Source organism: Pandoraea pnomenusa (assembly GCF_000767615.3).
Lineage (GTDB): Bacteria > Pseudomonadota > Gammaproteobacteria > Burkholderiales > Burkholderiaceae > Pandoraea > Pandoraea pnomenusa.
Window position 1 is genome coordinate 4,642,662 of sequence record NZ_CP009553.3, and the last position, 23,441, is coordinate 4,666,102.

The following is a 23,441-nucleotide window of genomic DNA, read 5'->3' on the forward strand; positions in this document are numbered from 1 at the left end:
CCGGCGTCTCTGTCTGCTCTGTCTGTCATCTTCACTTCTTGTAGGTGGAAAGCGTGCCCACGCGAGCGTCCATCGATTCGGCGCGGCGGCCGCCGAGGATCACGTTGAGCACCGACATCACCACGACGTTGACCACCAGGCAGATCAGCCCGAGGTTCACCCCGCCGAGGTCCGGATTCTTGTAGTAGAGCACGAGCGCAAGCCCCTGCCCGGCCAGCACGCCCGCCGCGACGGCCGTCGCCCGCACGCGCATGCGGAAGACCACCGCGATCACGCCGGGCAGGAACTGCGTCACCCCGTAGTACGCCATGTTGATGAGCGTGAGCATGAGATTCGGCGTGAGCAGCGTCAGCACGATCGAGCCGAGCAGATACAGCACGATCACCACCTTCGAGCTGGCCTTCTGACGGTGCTCGGGCATGCCGGACAGGATGTTTCGCGTGACGATGGGCCCCAGCGCGAGGCAGATGCCCGCAAGCACCAGCAGGCCCGACAGCGCCGCACCGGCGGCAACGAGTCCGACCAGCCACGACGGCAACAGCTGCGTCACGGCGGCGAAGAACGCTTCGTTTGGCGAAGCGAGCGTAATGTTCTGCGCGATCGCGTAGTACGACGCGAGCACGAGGAACGGATACATCAGCATGTAGAGGGGCATGGCGATCTGCGTGCGACGGATCGTCGAAGCGCTTTTGGCCGTGAAGAAGTTCTGCACGCCGAAAGGCATCACGTACATGCCCAGCGACTGGAACACGATGGTCGTCATGGCAAACGTGAGCTGCTGCGTGCTCATCGCGTTGCTCACGTGCTGGCTCGCGGCCTGGAATACCGGCGTCACGCCCGACTCCCACGCCACGGCCACGCCGGTGATGACGATCGCCGCGACCATCAGCACGTCCTTGAGCACCGCGATATAGGCCGATGCCCGCACCCCGGCAATCGCGATATAGACGAACGCCAGCATGGCGGAGAAGCAGATCAGCCACAACGGCTGGAAATTCCACCCCAACCCCTTGAGCGCGGCGACCAGGCCGGTGAACTGCAACTGGCCCCACGGCAGCAGGAACACGATCGCCGTGATCGCCACGACCAGTTCGAGGAAGCGGTTGTTGAAGTGCCCCTTGAACAGATCGGGCAGCGTGATGGCGTTGTAGCGCTTGCCCGCGTCCCAGATCTTCGGGCCGAGGAAGTAGCCGACCGGGTACGCCAGCAGAATGTAGCCGAGGAACCACACGCCATAGGTCGGCCCCTTGGCATAGATGCCGCCCGGGAAGCCGACCATGGTGCCGATGCTGTAGATTTCGCCGGCCGCGAGGAAGAACACCAGCCACGCGCCGAACTGGCGCGACGCCACGAAAAAGTCATGGACGCTTTGCGGACCGCGTCCACCGCGCGCACGCAAAGCAAGATAGACCGACAACAGAATGAAGCCGGCAAAGATGAGGGTTGCCATTGACGCAATCTCCGGAATCTCGGAACGGGGCGCGCTCGATTGCGGTCGGGCGCGCCATCGGCGACATCACGCCGGTCGGCGTGTGCCGGGAATTCGCCGCGCGAAGACGGCCGCGGACCGTCAGGCGGGTTCCTCGGCGGTGTGCCGGTCGAAGAGCGTCCAGCACAGCCACAGGCAGCCGGACGTGAGCACGAACCACAGAAATATCCAGCCGTAGATGAACGGCACGCCGAGGATGTAGCGCTCGACGGACGCCGCCCAGGGCAGCAGTCCGACGACGCCGAGATACGGCACCCCAAGGCCAATCAACAATCTGAGCATGTCCTGTCTCCGTTTCGCGAGTCGTGGTTCGACGTGCGGGGGTGCACGGCGCCAGTGCCCGCGAGACCCATCGGCGTGACGCACGTGCGGGGTCGGTTGTCTGGCCCAGTATCCCCGGCCAAAAATCGTGCCGTTTAGAGCCACATGGCAGAAAACTTTGGTGCCAGCAATGAGGACGCCCCCTGCGCAAAGGCCACTGCGGGGCCGTCTCCTGCTGGCACCATCACAAAGCGGCGGTGGTACTAATCCCCGGAAAATGTTCTTGGCAGTATTGGCTCATTTCCGTCAGGGAGCTTACCGTGGGTACGATTGAATCCTTCACGCTGGATCGTCGCGCCGAAGCCGCGCCATACGATCCGCTTTACGATCCGCTTGTCTCGTCCGGTCCCGGTCTCGGGATGGACTATGCGCCCACCTACTGGGTCGCTACCGCCGGGGAACCGCCGGAAGACGACGGTCCGCTCGTCGGCGACGCCGATGTCGACGTGGTCATCGTCGGCGCCGGTTTCACCGGATTGTCCACCGCACTCTTCCTTGCCCGGGAGCACGGCATTCGCGCCACCGTGCTCGAGGCCAACCGCACCTGCTGGGGATGTACCAGCCGCAACGGCGGTCAGGGGCAGAACGCGAGCGGGCGCCTGTATCGCTCGCAATGGATCGCGCGCTGGGGCAAGGAAACCGCGCTTCGCCTGGACGCCGAGATCCGCGAGGGCTTCAACACGTTCAAGTCGCTCATCGCGGAAGTCCCCGAGTGCGAACCGCAGCCGGGCGGCCACCTGTACATCGCGCATCGCGAACGCAAGATGGAGTTCCTGCGCAACGAAGCCAAGGTCATGCGCGACGTGTTCGGCTACGACGCTCGCATCCTCTCGCGCGCCGACGTGAGCGAACAGTACGTCGACGATCAGGAGAACTGCGGCGCGCTGCACGAGCCCGATGGCATCGGCGTGCATCCGCTCAAGCTCGCGTTCGGCTACCTGCGCATGGCGCGCGCGCTCGGTGCCCGCGTGCATCCGTCCACGCCGGTCCTGAGCGTCGAGACGATCAATGGCGTGCATCACGTGCGCACGCCGCGCGGCGTGGTGCGCGCCAAGGCGGTCGCGTTCGCCACGGGCGGGTATACGCGCAACGATGTCACCAAAGCCCTGCGCGCCAAGATCATGCCGATCCTGTCGAACTCGCTCGTCACGCGCGTGCTCACCCCCGACGAGATCGCCGCGACGAACTTCCGCACCCACGAAGTCATTACGGATACGCGCACGTTGCGCTACTACTACCGGCTGCTGCCCGATAACCGCCTGCAGATCGGCAGCCGCAGCTCGATCACGGGCGCCGATGCGCAAAATCCGAAACACATGGCCGTGCTCGTCGAAGGGCTGCATCGCAAATTCCCCGCCCTCAAGGGCATTCGCATCGACTACTCGTGGTGGGGATGGGTCGACGTGAGCCACGACATGATGCCGCGCGTGACGCAACCCGATCCGCGCCAGAACCTGTTCTATGCGGTGGGCTACGGCGGCAACGGCGTGTCGTTTTCCGCGCACGCCGGGCGCCGCCTCGCCCAGCGCATCGCCGGTCAACGCGATCCGTCGTGGAACTTGCCGATCTACGACTCGGCACTCCAATACCCGAACGTGTTCGGCGCCGTGCAGTGGCAGGGCTTCGCCCCGTTCCGCCGCATCGGCCAACGCTTCCTCTACCAGCGGTACCACGCGCAGGACGAAGCGCGTTGAGCCCTATTTCTCCCTTGCCTTATCCGGAAACTGCAATGACGACTCAGAACGAATCCGCCGATCTCCAGTTGCTCAAGACCTTCAACGACGCCTGGAATCGTCACGACATCGACGCCCTCATGGCCTGCATGACCGACACCTGCGTGTTCCATGCGGTGGCCGGGCCCGACATGCTCGGGCGCACCTTCGAAGGCCGCGACGCCGTACGCGCGGCCTTCCAGTCGGCCTGGGAGAACTTCCCCGACGCCTCGTGGACGGAGGGCGTGCATTTCGTCACCGGCGATCGCGGCGTCTCCGAGTCGACCTTCCGGGGCACCAAGGCAGACGGCTCGCGCGTGGAAGCCCGCATGGTGGATGTCTTCACCCTGCGCGACGGCAAGATCGAAGTGAAGAACGCGTTCCGGAAGGACCGTCCGGCGTTCTGATATCCCCTCGGCACATCGTGGAAGTCCGCCACGGCGACGGTCAATCTCATTTTTTAATACAAAACGTACCAAATAATAAAAATACTGATTGACCATAACACTCAGATCGCCTAGATTTCCACCTAAGCAACTAAATCGGAATAATTTGTTCCGTTTAATTTTTACTGGAGACACCCATGAACGCCAAAGATCCGGCTACGGCCACCCAGCAAATGACCGCGTCCGACGCCGGTCCGCAAACGATGACGCCCTCGGAGGCATTCGTTGAAACGATGGTCGCCAACGGCGTGAGCGAAATGTTCGGGATCATGGGCTCGGCCTTCATGGATGCAATGGACATCTTCGCACCGGCCGGCATTCGTCTGATTCCGGTGGTCCACGAGCAAGGTGCGGGTCACATGGCCGACGGCTATGCCCGCGTGTCGGGCCGCCACGGTGTCGTGATCGGCCAGAACGGTCCCGGCATCAGCAACTGCGTGACGGCCATTGCCGCCGCGTACTGGGCGCACAGCCCGGTCGTGATCGTGACGCCCGAAGCCGGCACGATGGGCATCGGTCTGGGCGGCTTCCAGGAAGCCAAGCAGCTGCCGATGTTCCAGGAATTCACGAAGTATCAGGGCCATGTGACTCACCCGGCCCGCATGGCCGAATTCACGGGCCGTTGCTTCGACCGCGCCATGGCCGAAATGGGCCCGACGCAACTCAACATTCCGCGCGATTACTTCTACGGCCAGATCAAGGCCGAGATTCCGCGTCCGCAGCGCCTGGATCGCGGCGCGGGCGGTGAAGAGCGCCTGAACGAAGCCGCGGAGCTGCTCGCCAACGCCAAGTTCCCGGTCATCATCTCTGGCGGCGGCGTGGTCATGGCCGACGCCGTCGAGGAATGCAAGGCCCTCGCCGAACGCCTGGGCGCACCGGTCGTCAACAGCTACCTGCACAACGACTCGTTCCCCGCCAATCATCCGCTGTGGTGCGGCCCGCTCGGCTATCAAGGCTCGAAGGCCGCCATGAAGCTGCTGTCGCAGGCCGATGTGGTCGTCGCGCTCGGCTCGCGTCTCGGACCGTTCGGCACGCTGCCGCAGCATGGGATGGACTACTGGCCGAAGCAAGCCAAGATCATCCAGATCGACGCCGATCACAAGATGCTCGGCCTCGTGAAGAAGATCTCGGTGGGCATCTGCGGCGACGCGAAGGCTGCCGCCATCGCGCTGTCGCAACGCCTGGCCGAACGCACCCTCGCCTGCGACGCCACGCGCGCCGCGCGTGCCGACCAGATCGCCTCGGAAAAGGCCGCCTGGGAGAAGGAACTCGACGAGTGGACCCACGAGCGCGACCCGTACAGCCTCGACATGATCGAGGAGCAGAAGCACGAGAAGACCTTCAACGGGGGTGAGTACCTGCACCCGCGTCAAGTGCTGCGCGAGCTGGAAAAAGCGATGCCGGAGGACGTCATGGTCTCCACCGACATCGGCAACATCAACTCGGTCGCCAACAGCTACCTGCGCTTCAACAAGCCGCGCAGCTTCTTCGCGGCAATGAGCTGGGGCAACTGTGGCTACGCCTTCCCGACGATCATCGGCGCCAAGGTGGCCGCACCGCACCGTCCGGCCATCTCGTACGCCGGCGACGGCGCCTGGGGCATGAGCCTGATGGAAACGCTGACCTGCGTGCGTCACAACATTCCGGTCACGGCCGTGGTGTTCCACAACCGTCAATGGGGCGCCGAGAAGAAGAACCAGGTGGACTTCTACAACCGTCGCTTCGTCGCCGGCGAACTCGACAGCCCGAGCTTCGCCAACATCGCCCGCGCGATGGGCGCCGAGGGCATCGTGGTCGATCGTCTGGAAGACGTCGGTCCCGCGCTCAAGAAGGCCATCGACCTGCAGATGAACCACGGCAAGACGACCATCATCGAGATCATGTGCACCCGCGAACTGGGCGATCCGTTCCGCCGCGACGCACTCTCCAAGCCGGTGCGCATGCTCGACAAGTACAAGGATTACGTCTGAGCGCCTGACGTCAGTCGTGTGACAGCGCTCCCGGCTCTGTGGGTGCCGGGGGCGCTTTTTTCTTTTTCGACATCATGAAAGCCATCAATCGCATCATCGATACCGCGCGCCGCGCACCGATGCGCATCGTGCTGTGCGAGTCCGAAGACGAGCGGGTGCTGCACGCAGCCGCTCGCGCGACGCGCGACGGCATCGCGCGCATCGTGCTCGTGGGCGATATCGGCAAGACGCAACGCGCCGCCGACGCGGCCAGCGTCGACCTGACCGGCATGGAACTGGTCGACCCCGCCACCTCGGACATGACCGACGCCTTCGCGGAAATGTGGTATTCGATGCGCGCCAGGAAAGGCATGACACGTGCCCAGGCAGGCGAGGAAATGCGCATGCCACTGGGCTTCGCCAACATGATGGTGCGGCTCGGGCACGCGGACGGCTCGGTCGCCGGCGCGGTCAACACCACGGCCGACGTGGTGCGCATGGCCATCCAGATCATCGGCATCGAACCGTCGTTCCAGCTCGTGTCGAGCTTCTTCCTGATGATGCTCTGCGAACCGTTCCATACGATGAAGGGCGGCCTGATCTTCTCCGACTGCGCCCTCGTCGTCGATCCCGACGCCGCCCAACTGGCGCAGATTGCACTGGCCGCGGCCGACAGCGCCGCCGCGCTGCTCATGGAGCCGCCGCGCGTGGCCATGCTGTCGTTCTCGACGAGCGGCAGCGCGAAACACGCCGCCGTCGACAAGGTCGTGGAAGCGACCCGGCTCGTCAAGGAGGCGCGTCCGCAACTCGCCATTGACGGCGACGTGCAACTCGACGCCGCCATCGTCTCCGAGATCGCACAGCGCAAGGTCGTGCATTCGCAGGTCGAAGGACACGCCAACACGCTGATATTTCCGAGCCTCGACGCCGGCAACATCGGCTACAAGCTCGCCGAGCGCATCGGTGGGGCCAAGGCCATCGGGCCCCTTCTGCAAGGACTGAATCGCCCTGCCAATGACCTGTCGCGCGGTTGCAGTGCCGACGACATCTACTACGTGATCGGCGTGACCTGTGTTCAGGCACAGGCCGCACGCGCGAAGCTCACCGGAACCCCGCCGCCGGCCATGCGGCCATGACCCTGCAGGTGGTTCAGGGCTATCTGCCGTTGATGCTGCTGCTCGGCTTCGCCACGTATTTTCAGACGGTGACGGGATTCGGGCTCGGCATGATCGTTCTGGGCGGGGCCAGCGGGTTCGGTCTCGCCCCCGTGGCGAGCGTGGCCATTCTCGTCAGCCTGGTCACGCTCGTGAACAGCGCGCTCGCACTACCGGGCACGCTCGACCAGATCGACTGGCGCGCCGTGCGCGCGGCGACGCTCGGCATCGTGCCGTCCGTGGTCGTTGGCGTACTGCTGTTCGATTATCTGAACGGTACCGCGTCGAATGTGCTCCATCTGCTGCTTGGCGCCGTGGTGCTGTACGGCGGCATCGGCTCGGCCCTGCGCCCGGCGCCCAAGGCCGAGCGATCGGGCGACACGGGATTTTTCCTCAGCGGGATCTTCGGCGGACTGCTCAGTGGGATGTTCGGCATCTCGGGCCCGCCGCTGATCTTCTATTTCTATCGGCAACCGCTCACGATGGCGCAGATTCGCTGCGCGCTGATCCTGCTGTTCGCCGTCACGGCATCGATCCGCACGGCGTACAGCGCATTCGCCGGCCAGTTGCCGGCGGCGATGTGGTGGCAGGCGGCGGTCGCGCTTCCGGTCGTGACGTTCGCAACGCTCTTCGCACGTCGCCACCCGCCGCCGCTCTCCGGTGTGACCACGCGGCGCCTGGCCTTCGTGACCCTCATGCTGCTCGGCGCCCACCTGATCGTGAACGCGCTGCTGGAAATGCTGTGACACCGCGCGGGTGTCAGCGCCCGCGACGCCCGCCACTGCCGATCCAGTCGACCAGCCGCGAAAACAAGGTCATGTCGGGCGGCGACGTCAGGTCCAGCGCGAGCGAGTTGCGATAGTACGGGCTCAGATCGAGTCCCACGCCGAGCCCCAGCACCTCCACGTCGCCCACCGCCTGCTGCTGTGCCACGACCTCACGCAAATGATGATCCAGGTAATGTGCATCGTTGACCTGGTTGGTGGCGGCGTCCATGGGACTGCCGTCGGAAATCACGATCAGCAAACGGCGGTTGGCCGTGCGCGAACGCAGGCGATCGCACGCCCACACCACCGCCTCGCCGTCCACGCCTTCACGGAACAGGTCGGCCTTGAACAGCGACGCGATATCGGTTCGCGCAAGACGCCAACTGGTCACGGCGTCCTTGAAAACGAGGTGCGTGACTTCGTTCAGACGACCGGGGTATGGCGGCCTGCCGCGCGCAAGCCAGTCGGTGCGGGCACGCCCGCCGTTCCAGGCCCCCGTGGTGAAGCCGAGGATCTCGTTGGTCACGCCGGCCGCATCGAGCGCCCGGGACAACACATCGACCATCATTGCCACGGCTTCGATCTGCGCCTTCATCGAACCGGAGCAGTCGATCAGGAACGTGACCATGGACTCGGCGATCAGCGTGTGCTTCTCGAGCCGGAACAGGCGCCGCTCCGCGGGCGAACTGACCAGTTGGGCCAGCCGGCGGCCGTCGATACGTCCGTGCTCCTCGCCGAACGACCATCCGTCTCGCTGCGGCACGGCCAGTGCGGCCTTGAGCGCACGCGCCAGCCTCGGCACGTTGATCGCCTGCGCGACGATGCGCTCGTCGAGCCGTTCGCGGAACTCGGTCAGCAGCGCGCGCCGCACGAGCGTGCCCGCATACAACTCGCGGTCGTAGCGAGTCGTGAAAACGCGATATCCCTGGGCCGAAGCTTTCAGCACTCGGCTGTCGCCGGAGTGGGCAAGCGTGATGCCGTCGTCTTCCTGCTCGTCGAAGTCGAGGAACAACGAAAAGGCGTTGCGCACGGCCTTCTCGTCTTCCTCGTCCCGAGACGCCTCGTGTGCCTGTTCACCGCCCGCCGCACGAATCAGCCCCGCGATGTCGGCGGCCAGCTCGCGCGCGTGGACTGCATAAGCGGCCTGGTCGGCGCGCGTGCGGCGCATGCCCGCCAGCGCGCTGCCGATGCGCGGGGCGATCGCCATGCGGGTCGCCTCGATGAGCCCTTCCGTGTCCTCGACCACCGGATGGCCCGTGAGCCGCGACCAACTCATCTGCGCGACGGTGTAGAGCAACAGCCCCACATGGCTGTCGGCCACGCCCGTGACATGCATCGCGCGCGACCACGCCTCGAAGCGCTCGCGCAGATTGCGCGCAACGCCCGGCATGCCGGGCGGAATGAACGTCTCGCATCGCAACTGCTCGAGCCACTCGAAAAGCAACCGCTCCAGCGGCGCCTCCGGCTGCAGGCGGCGATGCAGTCCGGCGTCGCTGTGGCGCAATCGGAGCGCCGCACCGTCGGCGGCACCGCGCAGCGTCGCCAACGGATCGGATGGTCCGGGCAATGTTTGCAAATGCGGGGCATGCAACGGCAGCGGACGCATGTTCCGGCACAGGCGCGCGCCGCTGTAATGCAGCGCGGCGTCGCCCGTCAGCGCGCGCACGGTCGCGGCGCACAGCGCCTCGCCACGTGCGGCGCGCCGGGCCGCCTCGCGCTCGGAGATCGTCATGACGCATCGGCCAGCAGCGAGCGCCCGCCCTCGCTCGCCGGCAGCTCGTGGCCGAACGCCCGCTGGTAGTACTCCGCCACCACCGCGCGCTCCGCTTCGTCGCATTTGTTCAGGAAGGTGAGACGGAAGGCGAGTCCGGCATCTCGGAAGATGCCCACGTTCTCCGCCCAGTTGATGACCGTGCGCGGCGACATGAGCGTGGACAGATCGCCCGTGGCGAAGCCCTTGCGCGTGAGTTCCGCCACGCTCACCATCGAATCGATCAGTGTGCGACCCGCCTCGTCGTCGAGCGCAGGCACGCGTGCCAATACGATCCCGGCCTCGTCCTCGCGCGAGAGATAGTTGAGGGTAGCCACCACGTTCCAGCGGTCGATCTGCGCATGGTTGAGCACCTGGGTGCCGTGGTACAGGCCGTTGAGATTGCCCAGGCCCACCGTGTTCGTCGTGGCAAACATGCGGAATCCGGGGTGCGGATGTATCACGCGATTCTGGTCGAGGAGCGTGAACTTGCCGTCGCGCTCCAGAATGCGCTGAATCACAAACATCACGTCGGGACGCCCCGCGTCGTACTCGTCGAAGATCAGCGCCACCGGGCGCTGCAACGCCCACGGCACGATCCCTTCCTGGAATTCGGTGACCTGATGACCATCGCGCACGACGATCGCGTCCTTGCCCACCAGATCGAGCCGGCTGATATGGCCATCGAGATTCACGCGCACGCACGGCCAGTTCAGCCGTGCGGCGACCTGTTCGATGTGCGTGGATTTTCCCGTGCCGTGCATGCCCTGCACCATCACGCGCCGGTTGTTCATGAAGCCGGCTAGAATCGCCAGCGTCACATCGGGGTTGAAGCGGTAGGCCGTGTCGATCTCGGGCACGTGATCGTCGCGCTCGCTGAACGCCGGGACCTGCAGGTCGGTATCGATGCCGAATACGGCGCGGGCGTCGACCGTGCGATCCGGTTGTTGGGTGGCGGTCTCCATCACGTCCCTCTCCTGGTTCAAATGCGGTTTCAAGGCATCATAACGTTAACCATTTTTAGAAACAATTCGTTCCGAATAATTAAAACACTGATTGACGATGCCGGGACGCTCGTCTACATTCAGGCGAACTGAAACGCATTGGAACCTTGCCCATGCCGTTCGAGAACCCGTTTGGGTACAATACCGCTGATCCATTTTCCGGAACGGCGCATATGAACGACGCAGCGACTCAGCACGACAACCCGGCCGACAACAAGGCGGACACCCCGACCCTGCGGGCCTTCGCGCTGCTCGAATATCTCGTCGCCGCCGACGCTCCCGTCTCGCTCGCGGACATGGCCCACGACATTCAGATGCCGAAGGCATCGCTGCATCGCATGCTTGGCTCGCTCGAAGCCGGCGGGCTGGTGATTCGCGAGCCCGGCCAGAAGAATGCCTATGTGATCGGTCCGCGCCTGGCGCAGTTGAGCCTGGGCGTGATGATGCAGGCAGGCGCACGCCGCATGCGACATGCGATTCTCGGACGCCTCGTGGCCGATCTCGGCGAGACCTGCAATCTCACGATGCTTCACGAAACCGAGGTGCTTTACCTCGACCGCATGGAAGCGCCGTGGCCGTTGCGTCTCGATCTGAAGCCCGGTTCCCACGTACCGGCGCACAGCAGCGCGAGCGGCAAGCTGTTGCTCGCGATGATGCCGCGCGAGCAGCGCGGCGCCCTGTTGCGCGCCATGAAGCTGCAGCGCTTCACGCCGAACACGCTGACCGATCCGGAACTGCTGGAGAGCGAACTCGATCGCATTGCGCATAAGGGCATTGCGGTCGACAACGAGGAGTTCGTGCTGGGCATCGCCTGCGTGGCAGCGCCCGTCCTCAAGGAAGACGGCACCTGCATTGCCGCCGTGGCCGTGCATGCGCCGGTCTCGCGCACCTCGTTGTCCAAGGCGATGGAATTCGTGCCGCGCCTGCAGGAAGCCGCGAAGGAACTGGCCGGAACGTTCTGACGCGTCAGGCCTTCTCTTTCTCCCGCTCCGCTTCCGCCTTCTTCGCCAGCGCCTCGATCTTGCTTGCCCGCTGCCAGTCGAGCAGCGGTGCGAGCGCCGTTGCGGTCTCGCGCAACGTCGGCACCATACCCAGCAGTTGCTCCAGCGTGACGCGCGCCGTCGGCCCATGCACGGCGAGCACCGCGCGAATGTGGCCGTCTTCCGGCGCCCGCACGGGAACGCCCACGGCCACCATGCCGCGCACGAACTCCTCGTTGTCGATGCCGATGCCTCGCGCCGCCAGCCGATCCAGCTCGGCTTCGAGCAAGCTCACGTCGGTGATCGTGCGCGGCGTCATGCGCTTGAGCGTCAGTCGCGAGAGCACCGCGCGTCGCTCGGCCGCCGGCATTTGCGAGAGGAACAGTTTGCCGCTCGCCGTGCAGTGCAACGGCACGCGCATGCCCGGGTGCATCTGCATGCGCAGCGGTTCGTTGGTCTCCACACGCTCGATGTAGAGAATTTCGTCGCCGTCGAGGGCCGTCAGATTGACGGTCTCTCCCACCCGGTCAACCAGTGCGCGCAACAGTGAGCGCGCGGCACGGGTGAAATTGTTGTTGGCGAGCGTGACGAGCGCCAGCCGCGCGGCGCGCGGCCCGAGCGACAGACCGCGTTCGGAGCCACGCGAATCCGGCACGTGCGAAACGTAACCGCAAACTTCGAGCGCCTCGATCAGACGCATGAGCGTGGCCTTCGGAATCGACAAGCGAGTGGCGAGTTGCGACAGGGTGTACGGTTGCCCGGCCATCGCCAATCGCTCGATGACGGCGAGCGCGCGCAAATTGCGCGCCTCCTCGCTCGCCCGCAAATCCCCGTCGTCCAGCGTCACCGTCTCGCGCATAGCGCCTCCCAGGCCCGTCGCCCAAACACCGTCGCACGCAATAAAAGAAACAAAATATACCAATTTTTTAACAATCATCAGCCTCGGGATAACCCGCGACGAGCGCGGACAGCGCGCGTCCGACGCCCGCTACGAGGGTTGTCGCATCGGCTTCGCCACCCTAGTAAAACCCCGCAGATGCGGCGCAGCAATTGCCTTTTTCTGAGACAGCAAGCGCGAAATCCGTTTCAATTCGCCCGCGCTCGCCGAATTTTCCTTGGCATTTTTGCGGTGCTCGTCGACATTGGATCGAAACAATCCGAAACGAATCGTTTCATCCATTCGACGAAGTACGAGGCAGGAGGCAGGCGGTATGGAACATGAGGTCGACTATCTGATCGTCGGTGCGGGCTCGGCAGGCTGTGTGCTTGCCAACCGCCTGAGCGCGGATCCCGCGAACCGGGTGCTGCTGCTCGAAGCCGGCGGCGCCGATAGCAATCCATGGATTCACGTTCCGGTCGGCTATTTCAAGACGATGCACGACCCGGCGCTGGACTGGTGCTATCGCACCGAAGCGGACGCGAACGTCGCGGGCCGCCGTATCGACTGGCCGCGCGGCAAGGTGCTCGGCGGTTCCAGTTCGCTCAACGGCCTGCTGTATGTGCGCGGCCAACGCGAGGACTACGATCACTGGGCCGCGCTCGGCAACCACGGCTGGCGCTACGCCGACGTGCTGCCGTACTTCCGCAAGTCGGAGGATCAGGAGCACGGCGAGAGCGAATACCACGGGGTCGGCGGCCCGCTCAAGGTCTCCGACCTGCGGCTGCGCCGTCCCATCGCGGAGCATTTCATTGCCGCCGCGAAGGACATCGGCATTCCCTTCAACCCGGACTACAACGGCGCGACGCAGGAAGGCGTGGGCTACTTCCAGCAAACGGCCTTCAGGGGCTTTCGCTGGAGCACCGCCAAAGGCTTCCTGAAGCCCGTGCGCGATCGCCGCAACCTGATTGTCGAGACCCGCGCGCAGACCTGCCGCGTGTTGTTCGAGGGCAGGCGCGCCGTGGGTATCGAGTATCTGCAGAACGGTCAGCGCAAGAAGGCCCGCGCCCGCGTCGAAGTGATTCTCGCGGCAGGCGCCATCGGGTCGCCGCAGTTGTTGCAGAACTCCGGCGTGGGCCCGACCACCGTGCTGGCCAAGGCTGGCGTGGCGCTGCGTCACGCGCTGCCCGGCGTCGGGATGAACCTGCAGGACCACCTGCAAGTGCGCCTGGTGTTCAAGACGCGTGAGCGCACGCTCAACGACGAGGTCAACAATCCGCTGCGCAAAGCGCTCATCGGACTGCAATACGCGCTGTTCCGCACCGGCCCGCTCACGCTGGCCGCGAGCCAGGTGACGATCTTCACGCGTTCGCGCCCCGGTCTGACGCGCCCAGACATCCAGTTCCACATGCAGCCGCTCTCGGCCGACAAGCCGGGCCAGGGCGCGCATCGCTTCTCGGCATTCACGTCGTCCGTGTGTCAGTTGCGCCCTTTCAGCCGTGGCAGCGTGGAAATCGTCTCGAACGATCCGCTGCAATACCCGGCGATTCACGCCAACTATCTGTCCGACGAACGCGACCACCGCGTGGTGATCGACGGCATCAAGGTCGCGCGCCGCATCGCTGCCGCGCCGTCGCTGGCGCCCCATATCACGAGCGAGTTCATCCCTGGCGCGCAGTACCAGAGCGACGACGAACTGCTTGCGGCGGCGCGGCAGTTCAGCCAGTCGATCTACCACCCGGCGGGCACCTGCAAGATGGGGCATGACGCCATGGCGGTGGTGGACGACCGCCTGCGCGTTCACGGTCTCGCGGGGCTGCGCGTCGTGGACGCATCGATCATGCCCGAGCTGGTGTCGGGCAACACCAATGCACCGACCATCATGATTGCCGAGAAAGCGGCCGACATGATTCTCGAAGACAGAAAACAGGCGTCGGGCATGCAGGAAATCCGCGGCAGCGAGGAGGCGCCGGCGGAGGTGGCAAACGTTGCGGTAACGGTTTAGCCAGGAATGTTCGCGTCAGCCCAACACCATTACAAGATCCGGAGACTTCCATGAATGCATCGACCCAGACCGACGCGCGGCAGATGCGCCGTGTCGTCGTCGCCAGCCTCATCGGCGCCACCATCGAGTGGTACGACTTTTTCCTCTACGGCGTTGTCGCCGGCATCGTCTTCAACAAGCTGTACTTCCCGTCGGGCGACCCGCTCATCTCGACGATGCTCGCCTACGGCACGTTCGCCGTGGGCTTTCTTAGCCGGCCGCTGGGCGGCGTGATATTCGGGCACTTCGGCGACAAGCTCGGACGCAAGAGCATGCTCGTGATGACACTCACCATCATGGGGATCGCCACGATGCTCATTGGCCTGGTGCCCACCTACGCGCAGATCGGCATCTGGGCGCCGGTGCTGCTGCTCCTGCTTCGCGTGCTGCAGGGCATCGGGCTCGGCGGGGAATGGGGCGGCGCCGTGCTCATGGCGTTCGAATTCGCGCCGAAGGAAAAGCGCGGCTACTACGCGAGCATCCCGCAAGTCGGCCTCGCCCTCGGCCTGTGTCTCGCCTCGGGCGTCGTCGCGGTGCTCTCTTACACCCTGACCAATGCGCAATTCCTGGCGTGGGGCTGGCGTGCGGCGTTCTTCCTGTCGGTCGCGCTCGTGGCCATCGGCATGTACATCCGCCTGAACGTGATGGAGACGCCTGAATTCTCGAAGATCAAGAAGGCCGGCGCCGAAATCAAGATGCCGATCGCGGAGGTGCTCACGCGCAACACGGGCAACGTGCTCGCCGGCATGGGCGCGCGCTTCATCGACGGCGTGTTCTTCAACATCTTCGGCGTGTTCTCGATCGCGTATCTCACCCAGACGCTCAATCTCTCGCGAACGGAAGCGCTCACCGGCGTGATGGCCGCCGCGTTCGTGATGATCTTCACGATCCCCTTCTTCGGCAAGCTCTCGGATCGCATCGGACGCACGCGCATCTACTTCTGGGGCTCGCTCGCGACCGGTCTGTCGTCGTTCGCCGGGTTCTGGCTGATGAAGGCGAGCGGGGGCAGCGTGATGCTCGTCTGGCTGTCCATCGTGATTCCGCTGGGCGTCATCTACGCGTCGATCTATGGCCCGGAAGCGGCGCTCTTCGCCGAGCTGTTCGACGCCAAGGTGCGCTACACCGGCATCTCGTTCGTCTACCAGTTCTCGGGCATCTTCGCGAGCGGCCTCACGCCGGTGATCGCCACCTATTTGCTGCAGAAGAACGGCGGCGACCCCTGGATGATCTGCATCTACGTGCTCTGCTCGGGTCTTGTCAGCGCGCTATCCGCCGCGTGGATCGGCAGCCGCAAGCGCCGGCAGCAGGTGTGGCATGGCGCCGGCGCGACGGAGCACTCGTGAGCCGTCGATGAGCGCCCGTGAGATGTGAGGCATCGGCGCGAAGCACGAAGCACGAAAGCCACCAACGCGTAAAGGGCGTGTCCTGTAACGGGACACGCCCTTTGTCATTGGTCCTTTGCCGTGCCCATGGCCGATCTCGTGCGAAGATACGGGGTATCGCTCACGTGTGCCGCGAGCGCGGTTGCTTTGCAGTGCATAGCATTGCGGCACCTGTGGCACGTGTGGCACGTGTGAACGCCATTGCCCCCCACTCTCCGGCCCGCAGGACAGCATGCAGCGAGATCCGTCGCCCGACGACATTTTGGAAACGTTGGCCGCCCCGGCCACGACGATCGGCCCGGCCGAGGACGAACCCGACCGTCCCGGCCCACTCTCCGAGGCGTCGCTGCTGGGCGCACCGCCCACGCCGCCCGGTCCGGCGCCCGCCGATGCCGTGCCGCTGCCCATCAGCATCTACCCGGCGCTCCTGGGGATTCTGCTGGCCTATGGCGTACTCGTGGTCGGCAACGGCCTGTTCGTCACCGCCGTGCCCTTCCATGCACTGAAGTTCGGCGCATCGACACTGTCCATCGGCGTGATCCAGTCATGCTACTACGGCGGCTTCCTGCTCGGCGCGTTCTACAACCGTACGCTCATCGAGCGCATCGGCCAGCATCGGGCCTTCGTGGCGTTCACCGCCCTCGCGGCGCTGTTCGTGATGGGATTCGCAGTGAGCGAATCAGTGCCGATGCTGTGTCTGCTTCGGCTGGGCACCGGCTTTGCCCTCATGGGCATGTACACCACGGTCGAGAGCTGGCTCAACGGCTCGGTGCCCAATACCATGCGCGGGCGCGTGTTCGGCTCCTACCTGACGATCAACTACCTCGCCGTGAGCGCCGGTCAGTTTCTGCTCAACGTGGGCGAGGCGGGCAGCGAGGGCCAGCTCCTGCTCGTTGCGGGTCTGTTCGTCGCGGCCATTCTGCCCATCACGCTCATGCAAGGCTGGCCCACGCGCGTGGCCGACGAACGGCTCGTCAAGCAGCCCGCCGTCAGCCTGTTCGACAGCGTTGCGGAGATGGCGCGTGCCACGCCGATCGCCATCCCAGGCTGCATTCTGGCGGGGTTCCTGTACAGCGCCTTCTACGCGATCATGCCGATCTACCTCACCCGCATCGGCTTTTCCATCGGCAGCCTGTCGACGCTGATGGGCGTCGCCCTGTTCGGCGCGCTGCTCATGCAATGGCCAGTGGGACGCCTGTCGGATCGCATGGACCGGCGCACCCTGTCGCGCCGGCTGGCGCTCGCGGCCGCGGCGTTCTGCGTGCCGTTGATCGTCATTCAGGCGCATTGGCTCGTGTTCGTGCTCATGTTTCTCTTCTCCGCCGCCAACTTCACACAGTACGGGTTGATCGTCTCGCACGTGAACGACCGGACCGAGCCTGAACGGCGCGTGGCGGTCAGCGCCACGCTGCTCATCCTGTTCTCGGTCGGCGGCATCCTCGGGCCGATGATCGCGTCGGTATTCGTGACCCTGCTCGGCCCCGGCGGGCTGCACGTCTTCAATGTCGCCTGCGCGCTCGCGCTGGCTCGCGTGGCACGACGCGCACAGATGCTCGCACCCTGATCGGACGCCCGGCGATGATGGGCGCCCACGGGCGCCCACGAGCGATGCGGACGGTGCCACGCAAGCCGCGGTACTACGCCCCACGGGCATGAAGGCGCGGAGGGCGGCGCCAGGCCCCACCTTGGTGCGCTCGCGCCGCGGTGTGGTGCGATGCGTCACAACACCGGCGAAAAATCGCGGACAATAGCGCGGGCGTCGCCGGACGCCTTTGAGCACGGTTCTTGCTCACCTATTCTGTACATAACACTGACGCCCCCGCGCCCGCTTCCACCATGCACATGACAGATCTCGACGCCCCTGGCCTGCTGCCCCCCCGCATGACGGCGGCCGACGACGGCCGGCGCATCGTCATCTACGGCGACTTCACGATTTGCAGCGTCTTTCAGCCCGTATTCTCGGTGTCGCACCGGCGCGCCATCGGCTATCACGCCTCGCTGCGCGCGCACGACGCCGAGGGCCGACACGTGCCGTCTCACGAAGTGTTCACGCTGGCGGCGCGTCACGGCGACATGCTGGAGCTGGGCCGGCTCGCCGAATCGCTGCATCTGGGCAACTTCCACGAATTCGACAGCCGCGACGCGTGGCTCTTCCTGAACCTGCATCCGGCCGCGCTGATGGATACCGTCTACGGCGACGCGCTCATCGCCACGCTCAAGGCCACGGGTCTGTCGCCGCAGCGCGTGGTGCTCGAAGTGCCGGAGCAGGCCGGTGGCGACACACCGCGCTTCGGCGCCATCGTGGGCAGTCTGCGCAAGGCGGGATTCCTGATCGCGCTGGGCGGTTTCGGGGCGAAGCATTCCAACATCGACCGGGTGTGGGATCTGCGTCCGGATATCGTGGTGCTCGACCGGGGCATTCTCGCCCAGGCCGCGGAGCAGACACATCTGGCGCGGGTACTGCCCGGGCTCGTGTCGCTGCTGCACGAATCGGGGCAACTCGTGATGATGGGCGGCCTCACGTCCGATCGCGAAGCGCTGATCGCGCTGGAGTGCAACGTCGACTTCGTGCAGGGGCAATATTTCGCGGCGCCTGACGTCGACCCGGTGCCGCCCAAGGTCGCCGCCGAGCGCATGGACGCCCTCTCGTCGTCGCTGCGCACGCAGCTGGTCGAGCGCGAGCGCGCCGAGCATGCGCGCCTGGCGCCGTACGTGGCCGGCATCGAGGCCGCCGCCGCCCGTATGGCACAGGGCCAGGATCTGCGCACCGCCACGCACGAGCTGCTGGCACTGCCCGACGCGGCACGGTGCTTCCTGCTCGACGCCGCCGGACGGCAGATCGGCGACAACGTGCTGCCACACAGCCATTCGTCGCAGCGTGCCAAGCGCTTTCGCCCGCTGCTGCATTCGGAAGGCGCGAACTGGGCGCGACGGCCGTACTTCATCGAGGCCATGCGCGCGCCCGGCGAAGTGCATTTCACCCCGCCCTATCTCTCCATCAACGAAGCGCACCTGTGCGTGACGGCGTCGATTGCGTCGCCTGCGAAGCAAGGGCTGCACGTGCTCTGCGTCGACATCAACTGGTAGCGCGCGAAATGCTGCCGCCTGAGAGCGGCAGCACGACGCGCGTTGCCGCCGCTCAGGCGGCGCGCTGCACCTGGTAACGTTCGAGCCAGTGCGCGTATGGCGCCGGCAGCACCCACGACGGACGCGCCACATCGAGTTCGCGCGCGGCGTGATACGGCCAGTGCGGATTGGCGAGCAGCGCACGTCCGACCATTACGAGGTCCATCTGGCCGTCCGCCACCACGCGCTCGGCCGCGTGCGGATCGTCGATCCCCCACGACGACGCCACGGCAATGCCGGCCTCGCGCTTCACACGCTCGGCGATCGGCGCGAGAAACGCGGAGCCCCAGGGAATCTTGGCGTCAGGCGTCGAAAAGCCCACGCTCACGTTGAGCAGATCGAGGCCTCCCTCGCGCATCTGACGCGTCAGCGCAATCGACTCGGCGAGAGTCTGCTCGTCACGGCCGTCGTACTCGATTACACCGAAACGCGCGGTCAGCGGCAGATGCTCGGGCCACACTTCGCGTACCGCCGCGAGCGTCTCGAGCAGGAAGCGGCCACGACCTGCGGCGTCCCCGCCGTAGGCGTCCTCGCGGTGATTCGCATGCACCGAGAAGAAGCTCTGCGCCAGATAGCCGTGGGCGAAGTGCAACTCCAGCCACTCGAAACCGGCGGCCAGCGCACGACGCGCCGCCGCCACGAAGTCGGCCTTCACGCGAGCGATGTCGTCGAGCGTCATGGCCCTGGGCATCTTGCCCAGGTGTTTGCCGAACGCCACGGCCGACGGCGAAATCGTCGGCCAACCGCGCGGATCGTCCTCGGCGATATGGTCGTCGCCCTCCCACGGACGGTTGGCGCTCGCCTTGCGTCCCGCATGGGCGATCTGAATGCCGGGCACGGCGCCATGCGCCTTGATGGCCGATGCGATGCGCGCCATGCCGGCCGCCTGCACGTCGTTCCACAGACCGGTGCATCCCGGCGAAATGCGCCCCTCCGGCGAGACGGCGGTCGCCTCGACGATGACCAGCCCGGCGCCACCGCGCGCGAGCCCGCTGTAGTGGGCGAGATGCCAGTCGTTGGTCACGCCGTCGACGGCGCTGTACTGGCACATGGGGGGAATCGCCACGCGGTTGCGCAGCTTGACGCGTTTCAGTTCAAAGGGGGAAAACAAGGCGGACATGAAGAAATCTCGGTGGTGTCAGTGAATGCGGCGCTCGCCGCGGCAAGCCCTCGGCTCCGGCGGCGCCTCGACCGGACAGGGTCGACGCAAGCCATGGTAGCCGCATATCGCTATAATAAAAACCACCTGCACATTATCAATTTGATAACACTTCGTTATGGTCAATCCTCAGTGGCTCAAATCGTTCGCCACGCTCGCGGAGCTCGGCAACTTCACCCGTACGGCCGATCGCCTGGGCCTCACGCAGGCTGCCGTGAGTCAGCACGTCAAGCATCTGGAGGAGGAGTTCGGTCCGTTGCTGGTGCGTCGGCCGCGCGCCATCGAGCTCACTCCCGGGGGGCAGGCGCTGCTCACGTACTGCCGAGAAGTGGAGTGTGCGGCACGGCATCTGCGCTCGCGACTGGACGATGCCGACGACGAGTGCGGCGAGGTGACGCTCATCACGCCCGGCAGCATCGGCCTGTACCTGTGCCCCATTCTGCTCGACATGCAGCAGGCCAATCCGGCCATGGTCGTGAAGCATCGCTTCGCGCCCGATCGCGAGGTGCTCGAAGGCGTGTTGCAGAATCACTTCGAGCTTGGCCTCGTGACATTGCGCCCTGAAGACGCGCGGCTGAGCGCCAGCCCGTTCACGCAGGAGCCGCTCGAACTTGTGGTGCCGGCAGGCGAAGACGTGCACAGGTGGGAGGACCTGAAGCGCATCGGGTTCATCGACCATCCCGACGGCGAAGCAATGTCGACGCGGCTGCTGAGCCGCCGGTTTCCCGGCAATCCGGGCGTGCGCAGTCTCCCGGGCAAGGGGTGTACGAATCAGATCAGTCTGGTGCTCGAATACGTCGCACGCGGGCTCGGATTCACCATCATTCCGCAATACGCGCGACAGGCCTTTGCGTCGCAGGATGCGATTCGCGTGGTCGACTGCGGCCCGCCGGTGGTCGATACGCTGTGGTTGATTCACCGCGCGGAATGGCCGCTCTCGGCTCGGGCGCAGCGTGCCGTTGCGCTGCTGCGCGAGCGTGTGGACGCGCCGCGCCCGCGAGCGTTCGGCGGCGAGCGCGTGCTGCAACGCGCCCGCGCCTGAGGCGCGCCTCCCCCTGCGTCGCCTCGCTCGCCTCGATCGCGCTCAGTTGCCGGCAACCACGGCGGCGATCGCCTGACCCACTTCGGTCGTGTTCGCGCGCCCGCCCATGTCGCCGGTGCGCGGACCGTCCTTGATCACCTGCGTGATCGCCGCGAGGATCGCGTCATGCGCTTCGCGGACACGCCCCTCCCCCTTGCCGAGGAAGTCGAGCATCATCGCGGCGGTCCAGATCATGCCGATCGGATTGGCGATGTTCTTGCCCGCGATGTCCGGTGCCGAGCCGTGCACCGGCTCGAACAATGAAGGAAACCGTCCTTCCGGATTGAGGTTGCCCGACGGCGCGATACCAATGGTGCCCGTGCACGCGGGGCCGAGGTCCGACAGGATGTCGCCGAACAGATTCGACGCGACCACCACGTCGAAACGATCCGGATTGAGCACGAATCGCGCGCACAGAATGTCGATGTGCTGCTTGTCCCAGGTGATGTCCGGGTACTTCGCCGCCGTCTCGGCGGCGCGCTTGTCCCACCACGGCATCGAGATCGAAATGCCGTTGCTCTTCGTGGCCACCGTCACGTGCTTGCGCGCGCGCTGCTGCGCCAGGTCGAAGGCGAATTTCAGCACGCGCTCGGTCCCGTGACGCGTGAAAATCGACTCCTGCACGACGAACTCGCGCTCCGTGCCCTCGAACATCACCCCGCCGACCGACGAGTATTCGCCTTCCGTGTTCTCGCGCACGATCAGGAAATCGATGTCGCCCGCCGCGCGGCCCGCCAGCGGCGACGGCACGCCGTCGAACAGGCGCGCCGGACGCAGATTGATGTACTGGTCGAACTCACGACGGAATTTCAGCAACGAGCCCCACAGCGAAATATGATCGGGCACCGTCTCGGGCCAACCCACGGCACCGAACAGAATCGCGTCCACGCCGTCGAGCTGCTGCTTCCAGTCATCCGGCATCATCTGGCCGTGCTTGGCGTAGTAGTCGCAGCTCGCCCATTCGATGTGACGGTACTCGAGGGGAATGCCGAAGCGCTTGCCGGCCGCGTCGAGCACCCGCAGGCCTTCGGGCATCACCTCCTTGCCAATGCCGTCGCCGGGAATCACGGCGATCTTGAACGGACGCTGAGGGCGCTGGGACGTGTCGGTCATGGTGAGTCTCTCCTGGTTTGGGGGCATTGCCAATCGTGCCCCTAGGTTATTCCATTCCATCACGGATAAAATCCCCTATTTGGTTAATCGACTATCCACGAATCGTGAACAAACCCCTGCCCGTCAATCCGAATCTCGACGACCTGCGCGTGTTTTGCCAGGTGGCGCGCCGCGCCAGCTTTTCGGCGGCGGCCGAGGCACTGGGGGTCTCGCCCGCGTATGTGAGCAAGCGCGTCGGCATGCTCGAGGCCGATCTCGGCACGCGGCTGCTGCATCGCTCGACCCGCCGCGTGGCCATCACCGACGCGGGGGAGCGCGTCTACGCCTGGGCGGAGAAAATCCTCGACGACGTGAACCATCTGATCGAAGACGTCTCCAGTACGCGGCAGTTGCCGCGCGGCACGTTGCGCGTGTCGAGCAGCTTCGGATTCGGGCGGCACGTGGTGGCGCCGGCCATGTCGCGCCTGCGCGCGCTGCATCCGCAGCTCAACGTGCGGCTCGATCTGTTCGACCGGATCGTCGACGTGGTGGCCGAGGGCTACGACCTCGACGTGCGCATCGGCGACGACATCGCGCCGCATCTGATTGCACGCAAGCTTGCCGACAACCATCGCGTACTCTGCGCGTCGGCGGCGTATCTCGACGCGCACGGCACGCCGCGTCAGTTGAGCGATCTCGCGGGGCATGCGTGCATCGTCATCAAGGAACGCGATCACCCGTTCGGCATGTGGCGCCTGCAACAGCGCGGCGAGGCCGTCTCGCTCAAGGTGACGGGGCCGCTGTCGACCAATCACGGGGAAGTGGCCGTGCAGTGGGCGCTCGACGGGCAGGGCATCGTGTTGCGCTCGATGTGGGATGTGGGCGCGCTGATCGCGCGCGGAGACCTGATACAGGTGTTGCCCGACGTCACCCAGCCGGCCAACGTCTGGGCGGTGTACCCGTCTCGCGTGGCGGCATCGGCGAAGGTGCGCGCCTGCGTGGAATTCCTCGCGGGGGAATTCCGAACGCAGGCGTGACGCGGCCGATGGCACAGGGGCGCGCCATGCTCGATTTCGCCGCGAGCGCCGTGGGGATCGCGGCGAAAACG

Annotated in this window: 19 protein-coding genes; 12 read left to right on the forward strand and 7 right to left on the reverse strand. The window is 65.5% G+C overall.

The features are described 5' to 3' along the window. Nucleotides 1–31 precede the first annotated feature (31 nt). Both LV28_RS44780 and LV28_RS44785 read right to left on the reverse strand, forming a co-directional pair. The gene (locus LV28_RS44780) at nucleotides 32–1,450 is read right to left on the reverse strand and encodes a sodium:solute symporter family protein (RefSeq protein ID WP_023597591.1); all 1,419 of its coding nucleotides are present in this window, start codon (nucleotides 1,448–1,450) and stop codon (nucleotides 32–34) included. Nucleotides 1,451–1,570: 120 nt separating this feature from the next. Beyond that, nucleotides 1,571–1,771 (reverse strand): DUF3311 domain-containing protein, encoded by a 201-nt coding sequence (locus LV28_RS44785; protein WP_023597592.1) that lies wholly within the window; start codon nucleotides 1,769–1,771, stop codon nucleotides 1,571–1,573. A 299-nt stretch (nucleotides 1,772–2,070) separates the two neighbouring features. Here LV28_RS44785 and LV28_RS44790 point away from each other — a divergent pair, with 299 nt between their 5' ends. The 5 genes from LV28_RS44790 (at nucleotide 2,071) to LV28_RS44810 (ending at nucleotide 7,817) form a co-directional block, all read left to right on the forward strand. Further along, on the forward strand, nucleotides 2,071–3,504 hold the full coding sequence (locus LV28_RS44790; protein ID WP_023597593.1) for an NAD(P)/FAD-dependent oxidoreductase: 1,434 nt from the start codon (nucleotides 2,071–2,073) through the stop codon (nucleotides 3,502–3,504). 35 nt (nucleotides 3,505–3,539) lie between these two features. Beyond that, entirely contained in the window at nucleotides 3,540–3,929 is a 390-nt protein-coding gene (locus tag LV28_RS44795; protein WP_023597594.1) for a nuclear transport factor 2 family protein, read from the forward strand. A 176-nt stretch (nucleotides 3,930–4,105) separates the two neighbouring features. After that, on the forward strand, nucleotides 4,106–5,938 hold the full coding sequence (xsc, locus tag LV28_RS44800; protein ID WP_023597595.1) for a sulfoacetaldehyde acetyltransferase: 1,833 nt from the start codon (nucleotides 4,106–4,108) through the stop codon (nucleotides 5,936–5,938). 74 nt (nucleotides 5,939–6,012) lie between these two features. Continuing rightward, nucleotides 6,013–7,053 carry a phosphate acetyltransferase gene (gene pta / locus LV28_RS44805; protein ID WP_038622043.1) on the forward strand — a complete coding sequence of 347 codons (1,041 nt, stop codon included), beginning with the start codon at nucleotides 6,013–6,015 and terminating at the stop codon, nucleotides 7,051–7,053. Then, nucleotides 7,050–7,817 (forward strand): sulfite exporter TauE/SafE family protein, encoded by a 768-nt coding sequence (locus LV28_RS44810; protein ID WP_023597597.1) that lies wholly within the window; start codon nucleotides 7,050–7,052, stop codon nucleotides 7,815–7,817. Before pta ends, LV28_RS44810 begins: the two co-directional genes overlap by 4 nt. Before the next feature lie 13 nt (nucleotides 7,818–7,830). On the opposite strand, the gene LV28_RS44815 is transcribed toward LV28_RS44810, so the two are convergent. Together LV28_RS44815 and LV28_RS44820 are read right to left on the reverse strand one after the other, a co-directional pair. Further along, nucleotides 7,831–9,570 carry a cobaltochelatase CobT-related protein gene (locus tag LV28_RS44815; RefSeq protein ID WP_038619758.1) on the reverse strand — a complete coding sequence of 580 codons (1,740 nt, stop codon included), beginning with the start codon at nucleotides 9,568–9,570 and terminating at the stop codon, nucleotides 7,831–7,833. After that, nucleotides 9,567–10,553, reverse strand: a complete 987-nt coding sequence (locus LV28_RS44820) for an AAA family ATPase (RefSeq protein ID WP_023873081.1) — start codon at nucleotides 10,551–10,553, stop codon at nucleotides 9,567–9,569. Before LV28_RS44820 ends, LV28_RS44815 begins: the two co-directional genes overlap by 4 nt. 212 nt (nucleotides 10,554–10,765) lie before the next feature. On the opposite strand from LV28_RS44820, the gene LV28_RS44825 reads away from it, so the two are divergent. Further along, nucleotides 10,766–11,554, forward strand: coding sequence for an IclR family transcriptional regulator (locus LV28_RS44825; RefSeq protein ID WP_048806823.1), 789 nt, complete (start codon nucleotides 10,766–10,768; stop codon nucleotides 11,552–11,554). A gap of 4 nt (nucleotides 11,555–11,558) precedes the next feature. On the opposite strand, the gene LV28_RS44830 is transcribed toward LV28_RS44825, so the two are convergent. Continuing rightward, nucleotides 11,559–12,431 (reverse strand): IclR family transcriptional regulator, encoded by an 873-nt coding sequence (locus LV28_RS44830; protein WP_023597601.1) that lies wholly within the window; start codon nucleotides 12,429–12,431, stop codon nucleotides 11,559–11,561. Nucleotides 12,432–12,783: 352 nt separating this feature from the next. Between LV28_RS44830 and LV28_RS44835 the strand changes: the two genes are divergently transcribed. The 4 genes from LV28_RS44835 to LV28_RS44850 all read left to right on the forward strand — a co-directional run bounded on the left by LV28_RS44835 (nucleotide 12,784) and on the right by LV28_RS44850 (nucleotide 18,962). Beyond that, on the forward strand, nucleotides 12,784–14,454 hold the full coding sequence (locus LV28_RS44835) for a GMC family oxidoreductase (RefSeq protein WP_023597602.1): 1,671 nt from the start codon (nucleotides 12,784–12,786) through the stop codon (nucleotides 14,452–14,454). Nucleotides 14,455–14,504: 50 nt separating this feature from the next. Beyond that, the gene (locus LV28_RS44840; protein ID WP_023597603.1) at nucleotides 14,505–15,836 is read left to right on the forward strand and encodes an MFS transporter; all 1,332 of its coding nucleotides are present in this window, start codon (nucleotides 14,505–14,507) and stop codon (nucleotides 15,834–15,836) included. Nucleotides 15,837–16,107: 271 nt separating this feature from the next. After that, the gene (locus LV28_RS44845) at nucleotides 16,108–17,439 is read left to right on the forward strand and encodes an MFS transporter (RefSeq protein ID WP_052408623.1); all 1,332 of its coding nucleotides are present in this window, start codon (nucleotides 16,108–16,110) and stop codon (nucleotides 17,437–17,439) included. 272 nt (nucleotides 17,440–17,711) lie between these two features. Further along, nucleotides 17,712–18,962 carry a sensor domain-containing phosphodiesterase gene (locus tag LV28_RS44850; RefSeq protein ID WP_023597605.1) on the forward strand — a complete coding sequence of 417 codons (1,251 nt, stop codon included), beginning with the start codon at nucleotides 17,712–17,714 and terminating at the stop codon, nucleotides 18,960–18,962. Between the two features lie 52 nt (nucleotides 18,963–19,014). Here the strand turns inward: LV28_RS44850 and LV28_RS44855 are convergent, their stop codons facing one another. Then, on the reverse strand, nucleotides 19,015–20,121 hold the full coding sequence (locus LV28_RS44855) for an NADH:flavin oxidoreductase/NADH oxidase (protein WP_038619753.1): 1,107 nt from the start codon (nucleotides 20,119–20,121) through the stop codon (nucleotides 19,015–19,017). A 157-nt stretch (nucleotides 20,122–20,278) separates the two neighbouring features. Between LV28_RS44855 and LV28_RS44860 the strand changes: the two genes are divergently transcribed. After that, nucleotides 20,279–21,202, forward strand: a complete 924-nt coding sequence (locus LV28_RS44860; RefSeq protein ID WP_023597607.1) for a LysR family transcriptional regulator — start codon at nucleotides 20,279–20,281, stop codon at nucleotides 21,200–21,202. 42 nt (nucleotides 21,203–21,244) lie between these two features. Here LV28_RS44860 and LV28_RS44865 read toward each other — a convergent pair whose 3' ends face one another. Continuing rightward, a complete protein-coding gene (locus LV28_RS44865; RefSeq protein WP_023597608.1) occupies nucleotides 21,245–22,354 on the reverse strand; it encodes a tartrate dehydrogenase in 1,110 nt (369 codons plus the stop codon). Nucleotides 22,355–22,470: 116 nt separating this feature from the next. Between LV28_RS44865 and LV28_RS44870 the strand changes: the two genes are divergently transcribed. Then, complete coding sequence (locus tag LV28_RS44870) at nucleotides 22,471–23,370, forward strand: LysR family transcriptional regulator (RefSeq protein ID WP_023873077.1); 900 nt, start codon at nucleotides 22,471–22,473, stop codon at nucleotides 23,368–23,370. The last annotated feature ends 71 nt before the right edge of the window (nucleotides 23,371–23,441 follow it).